Origin of the sequence: Pseudoalteromonas sp. AOP7-A1-14 (assembly GCF_052376275.1) — a bacterium.
In the GTDB taxonomy this organism is placed as follows: domain Bacteria; phylum Pseudomonadota; class Gammaproteobacteria; order Enterobacterales; family Alteromonadaceae; genus Pseudoalteromonas.
On sequence record NZ_JBQSVO010000016.1, the window covers coordinates 1 to 13,457 of the forward strand.

General features: G+C 39.0%; 11 protein-coding genes. 5 read left to right on the forward strand and 6 right to left on the reverse strand.

Translation table 11 applies throughout. The annotated features are described in order from the left end of the window. Positions 1-456: 456 nt before the first annotated feature. The 3 genes from pgl to pgi all read right to left on the reverse strand — a co-directional run bounded on the left by pgl (position 457) and on the right by pgi (position 4,528). Positions 457-1,167, reverse strand: a complete 711-nt coding sequence (pgl, locus tag ACT3RM_RS04620) for a 6-phosphogluconolactonase (protein WP_441834187.1) — start codon at positions 1,165-1,167, stop codon at positions 457-459. Further along, the gene (zwf, locus tag ACT3RM_RS04625; protein ID WP_441834158.1) at positions 1,168-2,640 is read right to left on the reverse strand and encodes a glucose-6-phosphate dehydrogenase; all 1,473 of its coding nucleotides are present in this window, start codon (positions 2,638-2,640) and stop codon (positions 1,168-1,170) included. 244 nt (positions 2,641-2,884) lie between these two features. Further along, positions 2,885-4,528, reverse strand: a complete 1,644-nt coding sequence (gene pgi, locus ACT3RM_RS04630; protein WP_441994570.1) for a glucose-6-phosphate isomerase — start codon at positions 4,526-4,528, stop codon at positions 2,885-2,887. Between the two features lie 431 nt (positions 4,529-4,959). On the opposite strand from pgi, the gene ACT3RM_RS04635 reads away from it, so the two are divergent. Next, a complete protein-coding gene (locus ACT3RM_RS04635) occupies positions 4,960-5,991 on the forward strand; it encodes a LacI family DNA-binding transcriptional regulator (protein WP_441834160.1) in 1,032 nt (343 codons plus the stop codon). Positions 5,992-6,058: 67 nt separating this feature from the next. Here the strand turns inward: ACT3RM_RS04635 and ACT3RM_RS04640 are convergent, their stop codons facing one another. The 3 genes from ACT3RM_RS04640 to ACT3RM_RS04650 form a co-directional block, all read right to left on the reverse strand. Beyond that, positions 6,059-8,314 carry an aminotransferase class V-fold PLP-dependent enzyme gene (locus ACT3RM_RS04640; protein WP_441994571.1) on the reverse strand — a complete coding sequence of 752 codons (2,256 nt, stop codon included), beginning with the start codon at positions 8,312-8,314 and terminating at the stop codon, positions 6,059-6,061. A 128-nt stretch (positions 8,315-8,442) separates the two neighbouring features. Next, positions 8,443-9,519 (reverse strand): AI-2E family transporter, encoded by a 1,077-nt coding sequence (locus ACT3RM_RS04645; protein ID WP_441834162.1) that lies wholly within the window; start codon positions 9,517-9,519, stop codon positions 8,443-8,445. Beyond that, positions 9,512-9,730, reverse strand: coding sequence for a hypothetical protein (locus ACT3RM_RS04650; RefSeq protein ID WP_441834163.1), 219 nt, complete (start codon positions 9,728-9,730; stop codon positions 9,512-9,514). The genes ACT3RM_RS04645 and ACT3RM_RS04650 overlap by 8 nt, the downstream gene beginning before the upstream one ends. 800 nt (positions 9,731-10,530) lie before the next feature. Between ACT3RM_RS04650 and ACT3RM_RS04655 the strand changes: the two genes are divergently transcribed. Genes ACT3RM_RS04655 through ACT3RM_RS04670 form a run of 4 tightly spaced genes read left to right on the forward strand, consistent with a single transcriptional unit; the run spans position 10,531 to position 13,405 of the window. After that, on the forward strand, positions 10,531-11,991 hold the full coding sequence (locus ACT3RM_RS04655; RefSeq protein ID WP_441994572.1) for a M48 family metalloprotease: 1,461 nt from the start codon (positions 10,531-10,533) through the stop codon (positions 11,989-11,991). A gap of 54 nt (positions 11,992-12,045) precedes the next feature. Beyond that, the gene (gene arsC, locus ACT3RM_RS04660; protein ID WP_441834165.1) at positions 12,046-12,393 is read left to right on the forward strand and encodes an arsenate reductase (glutaredoxin); all 348 of its coding nucleotides are present in this window, start codon (positions 12,046-12,048) and stop codon (positions 12,391-12,393) included. Next, positions 12,393-12,947, forward strand: coding sequence for an NAD(P)H:quinone oxidoreductase (wrbA, locus tag ACT3RM_RS04665; protein ID WP_441834166.1), 555 nt, complete (start codon positions 12,393-12,395; stop codon positions 12,945-12,947). Before arsC ends, wrbA begins: the two co-directional genes overlap by 1 nt. Further along, positions 12,944-13,405, forward strand: a complete 462-nt coding sequence (locus tag ACT3RM_RS04670) for a DUF2069 domain-containing protein (RefSeq protein ID WP_441834167.1) — start codon at positions 12,944-12,946, stop codon at positions 13,403-13,405. Before wrbA ends, ACT3RM_RS04670 begins: the two co-directional genes overlap by 4 nt. Positions 13,406-13,457: the final 52 nt, after the last annotated feature.

A 13,457-nucleotide genomic window follows, 5' to 3' on the forward strand; every position in this document is an offset into this window, starting at 1 on the left:
GCTTTGTTACATATCAACAGTGCAATATAACGCCCTAAGCCTGAGAAAATAAAAATATACTATCCATTCTGAGTAATTAGCGGGATATTAAAAAAGGTGTAAGAATAAGTGCCATAAATACATTACGGTAAATATGCATGGCAATAAACCTAACTTAGAAAGGTATAAATAACGTTAAATGGTATTTAAAACATTTAACTTCTACATAGTGATTAATATGCCAATTTTTTAGGGCAGATAAAAAAGTGCGTGCAAATAATGCCCACCACCAATGATAACGTTACCACCTCCGGATTGAAGGGAGTTCTTCGACTATTGTCTGATGTCTAGTTAGTCTTGGAGTAACTCGTTACTTATCTGCGCTAGAGCTAAGTCTATTTGGTTTTTTAGAAAGGATTTAAAGCAAAAAGCGAGCATTAATGCTCGCCTTTAAGTTTAGCTTCTATCGATATCGGGTTAAGGTGCCCAATAAACCTCAATATTGATTTCTGGGTGATTTAATACCGCGCGAAGTGGCATATCGTTTACATCGCCACCAGCCTTTGCCGCTTTATATACAGCAAGCTTTTCTTCTCCGCTAATTAACAACTTCACCACTTTAGATTGCGCAATAGCATTTAAAGTCAAAGTCATACGTTCAGTTATTGCGCCGGTAACATCACTTTCAATAGCATTGATAGCACAGACAAGACTATCGGTTTTTAAACCGTTATCCAAACCTTGTGCATGTGGAAATAATGAGGCGGTATGCCCATCAGGGCCCATTCCTAAAATTGTAATATCGAAGGGGCGTTTGAGTGACTGATAAGCACTTTCACATGCTTCACTTCCCTGCTCTGCTGTCGATGCATCATTTTTCATGGTGATAAAATTGGCTGTTGCTGCATGATTTTGTAGAAGCGTGTTTTTAATAAACGCTTCATTACTTTTATCATGACTTGCATCAACCCAGCGCTCATCGACCATAGCCACATCTATACTTGCCCAATCAAGCGCAAGATTTGATAAATGTTTATAAGCTGGTGCTGGCGATGAACCACCTGAAACCATTAATACTGCACGGCCATCAGTTTCAATGCCACTAACTAAACGCTCTTCAAGGCTTGATGATAACGCGTGAGTTAGTGCTTCTTTTGAATCGAAAAACTTTTCTACAATTGCCATTATTTATGCCTTATCGCCAGTATTAAACCAAACGTGATTATTTTCAGCTAATAACTCATCTGCATCATCGGGCCCCCAACTACCTGCACGGTATAAAGAAGGTGCACTTTTTTGCTGCCAACGTTCAATGATTGGATCAATCCACTGCCATGCTTGACGGACTTCATCACGATGTATAAATAATGATGGATTATCTGCTGCGGCATCAAGCATTAAGCGCTTATATGCATCTGAGTGAAAGCCATTACTATAAGCTTGTGATAACTCAATATTCATTGTTACTGGCTCAAGTTGCATCTCAAGGTTATCTAGGCGTTTTGACATCAGGGTAAGTTGAATCGACTCTTGCGGCTGTAAACGAATAACCAAACGGTTCGGTTCAATATCACCTACGTTGTCGTTATAAACGTTATGAGATACTTTTTTGTATTCTACGATAATTTCTGCACAGCGCTTTTTCATGCGCTTACCGGTACGTAAGTAAAAAGGTACTCCCGCCCAACGCCAGTTATCAATGTGCGCACGAATGGCTACAAATGTTTCAGTTTTACTTGCGCCTTCGTTTAACTCTTCTAGATAACCGGGTACAATTTTACCGTCTAAATCCCCTGGCACATATTGACCACGAACAATGTTGTTATCTACATCTTCATCAGTTAGTGGGCGTAATGACTCAAGCACTTTTAGTTTTTCGGTACGGATACTACTGGCATTAAGCTTATTTGGTGACTCCATTGCCACAAGGCAAAGCAATTGTAGCAAGTGGTTTTGCACCATATCACGAAGTGCGCCAGCTTTATCGTAAAAGCCAGCTCGAGTTTCAAGGCCCACTGTTTCAGACAAACTAATTTGAATATTATCGATTGATTTAGCATCCCACATGTTTTCAAATATTGAATTTGAAAAACGTAACGCCATTAAATTCTGTACCGTTTCTTTACCTAAGTAATGGTCAATACGGAATATTTGATCTTCACTAAAAAACTCTGCAATTTTAGCGTTAATTTCTTCAGCTGAATTACCACAGTAACCAATTGGTTTTTCAACAACCACACGGGAGGTTTTAGTAATGAGGTTTTTATTTGATAAAATTTCACAGCAACTACCGTAAACAGCAGGTGGAAGTGATAGGTAAAATACGCGAGACTTATCTTCTTCATGTTCATCTAAAATAGCTTTTAGCTTATCCCAGTCATCATCAGCTTCGGTAACGTTGGTAACAACCGGCACTAAAAAGGCTGAAAAAGCTTTCCAATCCTTGGCGTTAAATTCACCTTTTGCTAAAAACTCTTTAAGTGCAGCGTGTGCCGCATCAATATATTCTGCACATTTTGTATGATCACGAACAGTTGGTAGGATACGCGAACCTTGAGGTAAATTACCCTCTTGGTATGCACGATACATAGCAGGTAATAGCTTGCGTAGAGCAAGATCACCGCCGCCCCCAAAAATGATGATATCAAAAGGATTTAGCATAATTAACTTCCTACGTTGGATATACCCGGTTTTCAGCTACTTTAAAAATAAAGAGCATAGGTATACATACTTGTTATTTAGATGATAGGACCTTGCAGGAAAACTGATATTCAAGCAAAAGCCTTGGCTGTTAGTAAATGAGCCTTAGGGGCCCTGCAATTCCTCTCACAAAAGTACAGGCCCTAAGAACTCCAGCGCTACCCGTTCAAAGGTAATTGGTTTTGGCGTATAGCCTACTAAACTTTTACTGTTTGCGATTCGCTTTGTAATGCGCAATTAAACCGTCAGTTGAACAATCGTGAGCGTTTGAAATGTTATCGTCAAAAAGTTCAGCTTCGATTTTTGAAGCCAACCCTTTGCCAAGCTCAACACCCCATTGGTCAAATGAACAAATCTCTAAAATAATGCCTTGGCAAAATATTTTATGCTCATATAAGGCAATTAAGCGCCCGACTGTTTTAGCATCAACCTTATCTAACAACATTGACGTTGTTGGGCGATTGCCTTTATGAATTTTATGTTTTAGTAATTCAGCAATTTCATCTGCCGACTTACCTTTAGCCGTTAAGTCGGCTGTTATTTGCTCTGCATCCACACCCATCATCATTGCTTGTGTTTGTGCAAAGAAATTCGATAATAAAATATCGTGATGCTTACCCACACTCGTTTGCGGTTCAATAGAGGCGATAAAATCAGCTGGAACAATTACATTACCTTGATGCAAACATTGGTAAAAAGCATGCTGGCCGTTAATACCAGTCATACCCCAAATAATAGGCACCGTTGTATAAGGCACTGTTTCGCCATTAAAATTAACATGTTTGCCGTTACTTTCCATCTCACCTTGCTGTAAATAAGCTGGCAACATATGTAATGCTTGATCATATGGTAGAATAGCTTGCGATTCATAGCCTAAAAAGCTGGTATTCCATACACTTAACAGAGCCATTATTAACGGCACATTTTCATCGGCAGGTGCATTTTTAAAGTGCTCATCGATTTCAAAAGCACCTTCAAGTATTTCTTCAAACGCTTCAAAGCCTAAATATAACGCAATAGGTAAGCCTATGGCACTCCATAGTGAAAAGCGACCACCGACCCAATCCCACATAGTGAATACGTTTTCATCAGCGATGCCAAACGCTGCGGTTTTTTCTAAATTAGTGCTCACCGCCACAAAGTGCTTGGCGATATCTTGCTCTGCGGCTGTTTGTAAAAACCATTCAACTGAAGTTTGCGCGTTAGTCATGGTTTCTGAAGTGGTAAATGTCTTTGATGAGATAACAAATAACGTAGTTTCTGCGTCAAGCTTTTCTAATACAGAGGCTATTTGTACGCCGTCTACATTTGATACATAGTGTACGTTTAATGTCTCATCTGCATTCGATGCCAGTGCTTCTGTGGCCATTTGTGGACCCAAATTTGAGCCCCCCACACCAATTGCAACTACATCTTTAACCGCTTTACCGGTATAACCTTGCCATTGACCACTGCGCACTTTATTTACAAACTGCTTCATTTTAGCCAGTTCACTATTCACAGCATCAGTTATGTTTTCACCATCGACAATAAGGGGGGTACTTGCACGGTTTCGTAATGCAGTATGTAATACAGCTCTGTCTTCGGTGATATTAATTTTTTCACCGCTAAACATTTTTTTGCGCCATGTATCTATGTCGCACTCTTTTGCTAAAGAAATAAGTTGTTTAAACACCGTTTCGTCGACACGTTGTTTTGAAAAATCAAAAAGCAAGCCCGGAATTTGAGTAGAAAACTGCTGAAAACGTGCGCTGTTTGCGGCAAATAAATCTTTAAGATGAACGTCCTTCATCTTAGTTGCACTATTTTGCAATGCTTGCCAACTTGCTAACTTTGTACGGCTACTCATAAATATACCCTCTAAAAACTTGCAACAAACTGATTTACAACTATCTTTTAATTTACTTCGCTTTTCGATAGCGTAATAACATACAAAAAAAGTCAACGATAAGTTAAAATCACAACGCTATCAATTATCCGATTTTATATTTTACAACCGAGATAATAACGCACTTTTACGCTTTTGACACCGGTATCATAAAAATTTTCTCAATTATTTTACTGCTAATTTTGCTGAACATTCGATACACTAATAAGTCTTGATGAAAAACGGGGAAATTAGCTAAGTATTTCATAGTTAATTACTTAGCTTCATTAAAGCATACACACTTTGCTTTAAAAATAGATAAAAGCGGCCGGAAAAACATCAAGTACGGTTAACCACACAAGTGCTAGGCCATAAAAATAAATGACAATAAATAACAACCTATAAGCAACTTTATGAAAGTAACTATTAATGATGTAGCGAAACTCGCTGAGGTTTCCATGAAAACCGTCTCAAGGGTAATTAATAAAGAGCCATCGGTACGTAAAAGGACCTACGACACTGTCATGGAAGCCGTCGCACAACTAAATTATCAGCCAAACTTAGCGGCGCGTAATTTAGCGGGTACTTCATCATTTACTGTAGGTTTAGTTTACGATAACCCAAATGCATACTATGTCATCGACATGCAAAACGGGGTATTGTCACGCTGTAAAGAAGAAGGCTATGAGCTGGTTATTCACCCGTGTAGTTCAACCGATAGCAACATGGAGCATGACTTTAAAACCATGGTTAAACGCTCTCGCTTAGCCGGTTTAGTGCTCACTCCTCCGCTTTCTGAGCAAACCAATATTACCGATATGCTTGATGATCTAGGTATTCATTATGTGCGCGTATTATCAGGGCGTCCAACTGATGACAATCAAGATACCTGCATTTATGTAAATGACTATAAAGCAGCCTATGAAATCACAAGCCACCTATTAAGTTTAGGTCATCTACATATTGGCTTTTTGTGTGGGGATAAAGAACATAAATCGACCACAGAACGCTTTGCAGGTTATAAAGCAGCACTTACTGATCATAATATAACATTTAATCCTGAGTTTATTTATGACGGTAATTATTCGTTTGAGTCAGGCGTTAATGGCGCTAAAACATTATTAGCCAATAATAACAAACTCGCCATCACTGCGTTACTTGGCGGTAATGATGAAATGGCGGCAGGGGCATTATTTGCGGCACGCTTGATGGGCATTGGCATCCCTGAACAACTTTCTATCACAGGGTTTGAGGACTCGCCGTTCTCACGCCAAACGTGGCCAAAGCTCACCACCGCGCATCAGGCCAATGATGTTATTTCACAGCATGCTGCGCGTTTATTATTTACTAAAACCCGTGGAATACGTAACCAAGATAAAGAAATTATTACTTCTTTTACACCATCGCTAGTGGTGCGTGAAAGCTCAGGACCGAAAATACCATAACGCTGCAATAAAAATGATGTTTTGATAACTTCATGTTTTGTATCCGTTATTAACCTATTAATGCTTTTTAAACATTAAACAAAGCTAACCCCCCTCTTAAATTATACACGTTTTCAAAGCCTAACTGAGTCAGGTTAAACGCAGCCTGCTTGGACCGGTTACCACTTCGGCATAACAAAATATAATCGGTGTGTTTTTTAAGTTGCTGTGCAACTAATGCATTCGCCATCCGGCTTAGCGGTATATTAATAACGCGCTCAGCACTCACTCCGAATAGCAGTGGGATATCAGCAACACTGTGCTCATACGGTTCTCGAGTATCAATTATATAGCAGCTTGATTTTTTAAGCATCGCTCTTGCTTGTTTGGGATCTAATTCCTTTGCGTTGATATGCTCTAAACTTTGCGCATAACCACAAAGACTAGCAAATTGATCCATATTAACCTCATCACTGGCCAATTTCTGCTTTGCAAACTCTTCGTCACTCAGATCATTATTTAAAAGTGAATTTAAAAGCGCAGTTTGTTGCTTTTGTACCTGCCAGTTAATTGCAAAGCATTGCTGATAATCATGGCCAGAACAAATCACTGAATCTTCTGATAAACATGCGTTAAGTAACTTTAAAGACTTTGCCATCAATAACGCATTACCGCCTTTAATAGCCGTATTACCGAGCCCCGCAGGCAATAATAAGTCACCACAAAAACAAAATTGTACCTGATTAGTATTATTACAGCGTAGTAAATAGCTCACGCTGTCATCACTGTGCCCTGGAGTCGCTATTGACTCGATAATACATTCAGATAACAAAATCTGAGAAGTGCTGATTGGCCAACCTAAATTATTACTTTCAGTCAAGGTGAGCTTAAGCGCTTCTGTAAGTAGCACTCTCGCTGCGGTACGCTCTTGATGGGCATGTGTGTCAAGAATGGCGACAAGCTGTAAATTTTGCGTTTGCACTATTTTTTCAAGGCGAGGAATAAGCTCAACAATAGGGTCAACAATCACTGCTTGCTTATTATTGCTTACATACAGCCAGCAGCAGGCTCCTTGATGTCTAAATTGAGTGAGCCCTAAAGCGCAAACGTCTTGGAACGGCTCTGTAGAGTCTGATACTACTAAACAGTTAACTGCTAAAATAGTTTTTAATGAACGAATTCGTATACAAGCTTGTTCAATTTCACTTTGCGTTATGCCAGGGCCAAACGATAATCGAATGGCATTTTCACTTTGCCAATCACTCATACCCATGGCATCTAACACAAAACTGCGATTAGCGCCTGAACTACATGCAGAACCGCCACTTACGCGAATACCTGCAGCATCAAACATATCCATGACTTCTTTACTGCTTAAGCCATCAACAGCAAAGTTTAAAGTGGTCGGTACTGAGTGTGAAAAGCTGTGATTAAAAGTTAAAGAACCAAACGTATCGAGTAATGCTTGATGTAGCTGAGTGCGATACTCATACAATATATCCAGTGATTTGAACGTATTGTCATCAGTATCAAGTAATAAGCTAAACAGTTTATTTAAACCTGCAATACCAGGCAGGTTTTCAGTGCCTGAACGCATACCACTTTCTTGCCCACCGCCTGCTATAAACGGGGTATATGCACTGCCCTGTCGAATATACAAAATACCTATGCCTTTGGGTGCATACAGTTTATGGCCAGAAAATGGGGCGTAGTCTATGCTGGTTTCACTTAAAGCCAGCGCCGTTTTACCAAGCGCTTGTACACAGTCTACCATCCAAGCCACATCAGTATTATGACTGCGAATTGCATTTTCTATAGCTGCCAAGTCTTGAAAAACACCGGTTTCGTTGTTCACAGCCATAGTGCAAATCATCAGTGCATTTTTGGCGTGTTTAGCAATAAAGTTACAATCTAATATGCCGTATTCATCTACAGGTATGGCCAAGATTTGTGCATTAATACCTAGTACTTGATTCCAATGCTCTAATGTATTCGGTACGGCTTTATGCTCTGTGGCACCATATAATAATACCGGCGCACGAAGACCGTGATTTTTTGCGGCAATAAGTGTCGATACTACACCAGTTTGAATACCTTCTGTAGCGCCTGAGGTAAAGAGTATATCTCCCGTTGTCGCGCCAATAACCCTACGCGCTTTGCTGCGAGCACTCTCTAATAAACTTTTTGCCTGAATACCCGAGATATGTGATGAAGAAGGGTTACCAAAACAAATTTGCATAGTATGAGATACAACATCGCTAATTGATTTTAACACCGGCGTTGTGGCATTCGCATCAAGATAAATTTGTGAAGTGGGATCATTTTGCAATAAAAATTCAGACATTAAAAGCGCACCATATTACTAAAAAGCATACCTTATAACCCATTCTACATAAATTTAATGGGCTTGGTTATAATCAATTACTTAGTAAGGTGCGCTTTATATATTATTTAATACTATCTATCAGTTTATTATGAGTGATGCTCAATTGCATATTCTTCTTGCTTGGTTGACCAAGCATTAAGTAAAGCCTTAACCAACGACGCAAGCGGTATAGCAAAAAACACACCCCAAAAGCCCCATAAACCACCAAAAAATAGCACCGCAACAATAATAAACACCGGGTTCAAGTCAACCGCTTCAGAGAAAAGTAAAGGCACTAACACGTTGCCGTCCAGCGCTTGAATAATTCCGTAAACAATTAAAATAGTCCAAAACTGGGTTTCTAAACCAAATTGAAATAGTGCTACTGCAGCCACCGGAATAGTGACAAGCGCCGCACCAACAAAAGGAATTAATACAGATAACCCCACTAATACACCGAGTAATACTGCATAACGTAAGTCAAAAATAGTAAAGGCAATAAATGAAGAGGAGCCGATAATTAAAATCTCAAACACTTTGCCACGAATATAATTCATAATTTGCTGATTCATTTCATGCCAAACTTGTAGAATTAAACGTCGCTGTTTAGGTATTAGCTTTTCAGTACTTTTAATCAAATCAAGCTTATCTTTAAGCATAAATAACACTAGTAGTGGTACTAAAATTAAGTAAATAAGCCACGTCACCAGATCTTTTAATGAAGTCAATGATATTGAAAGTAACCGCTGACCAAATTCAATAGCTTTGGTTTCAACACCGGCAACCATCGACTTTACTTGCTCGGCATTAATTAAACTAGGATATTGCTCAGGCAAATGTAGTAAAAATGACTTACCCTGCTCAACCATATACGGCGACTCTTGTACTAAATTAGTAGCTTGCTGCCAGAGTACTGGGCCAATACCAATAATTAAGGTCAACATCAAACCACTAAAAATAAGCATAACGATAATGGTGGCGGTCACGCGGCGTAAACCAAAACGTTCTAAGTGTACAACTGGCCAATCAAGTAGATAAGCAATCACCAATGCAACTAAAACCGGCACGATAAAAGCACCAAAGAAATAAAACATTGCCATTAGAGCAAGTAATAAAAATAACAGAGTTACTGAATGAGGATCTGAAAACTTTCTTTCGTACCATAACTTTACATATTCAAACACGTTTTGGCTCCACAGTAAGCAAATGATGCTGCTGTTTTAATTGATATTGAAAATAGTATTTTTTTAAATACCGCTCAATGTCATGAGTTGATTGACCTGTTGGTAATTGAAACACAATACCTTGCTGGCTTGTTAATGCCTCACGTAACCCTAATTTAAACTGAATAAATAGTTGCGGGCATTTATATTGTTGTAAGTTGTATTCTAACACTAGCAAAATCTCCAACAAATAAAATGAATAATTAATTGCATAACAAAGGTCTTTTTTAAACTGCTCGCTATCAAAAAAAGAACTTTCTCTTAAAACCCGCTCTGCAATAGTTTATCCTTGAGGTATAAACAGCAGTAAGGATACGTTAATACTTAGTACTCATAATAAAACGCAACTACTCAGTAATCCAACATTAAAAGAGGTTACGGGTATAAAAAGCAAATTAACAGAGGTGAACTGCCACCTTTTTATCATATGGTTAGTGCTAGGGAGTCTGAGGGGAATTTAAAAGATAGCCTGATGACACAGTAAAGCGATTACTTGATAAACATAATTTGTATCTCGGTTTACTCGCTAAATATAAAGGTGTTTTTTGCGAAACTCATTATCAGCATAAACCGTGTAGCGCTGTGTATAAAATCTTATAGGCCACAGGTTTAAGCATTATGGGTACTGGCTTTTACAAAATATACTAATACAGAACAGGATGTTAAATATAATCGTTTTATGGAGTTTATGGTGTAGGATCTGCTCACTATAAAACTTCAACTGTATAAATTAATTACATAAGTTTATTAGGTTTTACTAGTAAACGAGATGGCAAAGCCAATAAAGCGTTGATACTTCAGTATAAACGAAGTTGTTCATTTATTAGTTTTTATAACGTGAATTGAACGTTATTAAGCCTAATGGAGTCACAATAAAAAGCTTTATCAATTATGTAAAAAATAGCAGAGCCTATCGTGATGACATAGACATTACGAAACTAATGCTCGATGAAATTATTAACAAGGAATAAAATGCAGCTAAAATCAGCCTTTATTACACTGTGCAGCGCACTACTTACATTTAGTGTACTGGTGAGTGAGCCATTAAAGGCACAAAATAGTTTTCAGTTGCCTGATTTAGGCACTTCAGCATTACAAGCATTGCCACTTGAAAAAGAACAAGCGATTGGCAAGGTAATGATGATGCAAATCCGTGGCTCGTCACCAGTAGTGAACGATCCTGTTTTAGATGAATACTTAACGACCATTGGCCGAAAACTGATCGCTAATGCTAGTGATGTGCGCTTTCCGTTTTCATTTTTTTGGATCAACAACCCCGAAATTAACGCCTTTGCCTTTTACGGCGGACATGTTGGCGTACATACAGGATTAATCGCACAATCAGATAACGAAAGCCAATTTGCATCAGTGCTTGGCCACGAAATTGCCCACGTTACCCAGCGTCATCTAGCACGTCGCATTCAGCAACAACAAGATAATAGTGCCTTAACAATTGCCGGCATGATTGCCGGAATACTAGCAACGGTAGTATCCCCTGATGCGGGTATTGCGATAATTTCAGCTAATCAAACCCAGGCTGCATTTAGCCAATTAACTCATAGCCGCTCTGCAGAGCAGGAAGCCGACCGTATCGGTATGCAAACTCTAAATAATGCAGGGTTCGACCCTTACGCATCGAGCGAGTTTTTAACCAAACTAGCTGCGCAAATTCGCTATCAATATAAACCACCTGCATTCTTGCTTACTCACCCGTTACCTGAAAGCCGAATATCTGATGTACGTTTACGTGCTCAGCAGTACGAAAAGCGCCAATACCCCACAAGTTTAAATTTTCACCTTGCCAAAAACCGAGTTATTGCTCGTTATCATCAAGACCCTGAAGGTGCAGAAAACCAATTTAGAAAGCTCATTCGTGAAAACAGTTTTTATAACCTAACAGCGCTTAATTATGGTCTGGGTATTAGCCTATTAGATCAAGAAAAGCTCGATGAAGCCGCGCCTATTTTAAATAAGTTATTGGCTGATGATCCAAAAAATTTATTTTATATCGACACCCATACCGATTTACTCATAGCCCAAGAAAAAGCTGACGAAGCGGTTAAGTTTTTAGCGCCACTGCATGATAATCGTCCTAACAACCAAGTGATCACTTTAAACTATGCTAATGCCGCAATAGAGGCAAAGCAATATAATGTTGCAGAACGAGTACTAAAATCATTTTTGTTAGCAAAACCTAACCATAGCTTAGGCAAGCAATTGATTGCGGATGTATATAAAAAGCAGGAAAAATTAGCCGCCTATCATGAAGCTCACGCAGATGTACTGTCGCAATACGGCGCCTATTTAAAGGCTGCTGATGAAATACAAAAAGCCCTTAACTTTGTTGAGCCAGGGGAGCTTAATAAACAGCAGCGTCTCAAAGCATTGCTAACACAATACAGGAAAATGCAAAAAGAACTCGCGAGACTTTAAGTCTCGTGCTGCATGGCCTAAAATAGCGCTACTTTATTTAATTGGATTGTTACTATGTCAGTTACTATTTATCATAACCCACGCTGTTCTAAATCTCGTGAAACACTTGCTTTATTAGAACAACAATCAATTCAGCCTGAAATTGTTGAATACCTTAAAACACCGTTAAATAATGAGCAAATTACCACTTTAGTGAAACAACTCGGCTTTTCGTCTGTACGCGAGTTAATGCGTACCAAAGAAGATACTTACAAAGCCCTTGATTTACAAAATCAACACGATGAGAATGTACTTATCAATGCGATGGTCGATAACCCTAAATTAATTGAACGCCCTATTGTAGTTAATAACAATAGAGCAGCATTAGGCCGCCCACCTGAAAATGTATTAAGCGTACTTTAATGAACGTTAATATCGTTGTTTTGTACCATTCTAGCCATGGCTCTGTTGCAGCTATGGCCAATGAAATAGCCGATGCTATTGAAAATCAAGGTGGGACAGCATTACTGCGTACCTTTGTTGCAAAAGAGTCTCACGATATCGTGATAACAAAAGATGACTTAATAGCCTGTGATGCACTTGCCTTTGGCACACCGACTCGTTTTGGCATGATGGCCTCACAAGCAAAAGTATTTTGGGAAACCACCAGCGATTTATGGTTAAAAGGGCAACTCATAGATAAGCCAGCATGTGTCTTTTCATCGTCAAGCAGTATGCATGGTGGTAATGAAGCAACGTTACTGAATTTATCATTGCCACTATTACACCATGGAATGATGCTCCTTGGCGTGCCCTACGAAGTCCCTGAGTTATTAACCACACAAACCGGTGGCACCCCCTACGGAGCAAGTCACGTTGCAGGGGCAAAAAATAGTGCACAGCTGAGCAAAGACGAAATAAAAATCTGCCAAAGTGTTGGCCAGCGCCTAGTTAAAATAGCGAGAAAACTACAATGACAACATCGCCTAGCGATTTATCTGTAAAGCAAACACCTAAAAAATCAATTACCTTAAAATTTCAACGCACTGCAATTATTGGTTATGTTGGCTTGTTAATTTTAATGCCGCTGTGGTTATTTTTTATTGCCCCACGAGATGGGCATAGTAATGGTTTTATGTTTGCGGTGTATATCCTGCCTTTATTATTACCATTAAAAGGCATTATTCAAGACAAACCTTACACTTATGCGTGGGCTAACTTTATTGTTATGTTTTATTTTATTCACGGTTTTACCTTACTGTGGGTCGCGACTGATGAGCTGGTATGGGTATTACTTGAGTTGTTATTTGCTAGCATGATGTTTATTGGCTGCACATATTATGCACGCCACCGTGGACAAGAGTTAGGACTTAAAATACGCAAATTAAAAGAAGAGCTAGCGGAAGAAAAAGCCGCTCACGAGCAAGATAAATAATCATTAAAAAACGCGCTATCTAAGCGCGTTTTTTGTGGTATATATTTATGCC